The sequence below is a fragment of the Streptobacillus ratti genome (assembly GCF_001891165.1).
In the GTDB taxonomy this organism is placed as follows: Bacteria; Fusobacteriota; Fusobacteriia; order Fusobacteriales; family Leptotrichiaceae; genus Streptobacillus; species Streptobacillus ratti.
Genome location: NZ_LKKW01000088.1, coordinates 1 through 383, shown reverse-complemented (window position 1 = coordinate 383; position 383 = coordinate 1). Strand labels below are relative to the sequence as shown.

1 pseudogene is annotated in these 383 nt (G+C 32.1%); it reads left to right on the top strand.

Annotated elements, in window-relative coordinates:
- Window positions 1-383 (top strand): annotated as a pseudogene (locus BT993_RS07455) (hypothetical protein); the annotation flags it as partial.

Genomic DNA, 383 nt, shown 5'->3' with positions numbered 1-383 from the left:
GCGAGTTTAGCACTTGCGAGTCTAGGACTTTTAGTATCATGTGGACCGGGGAAAGCTAAATCTGAATCAGGAAATGATGCTGGAATTAGTTTAAATTTTCCGAGGGAGTATAAAAATGATGGAATTGTAGATGAAAATGCAGAATATAAGGTGGCACTTGTAATGTCATCACCTTTTAAAGGAGTATTCTCAAAGCTACATTATCATGATGGTAATGATTCAGAACTATTAAAACACATAACACATGATACTAAAAGTCCTAGACTCGCAAGTGCTAAACTCGCAGATAATATTTTTTTCATAATTCTCCTCCTAAATATTTGTTTCATTTTTCTTCTAACTATTTTTATTATATCACCCTTTTTATCATTAAGCAAATATAT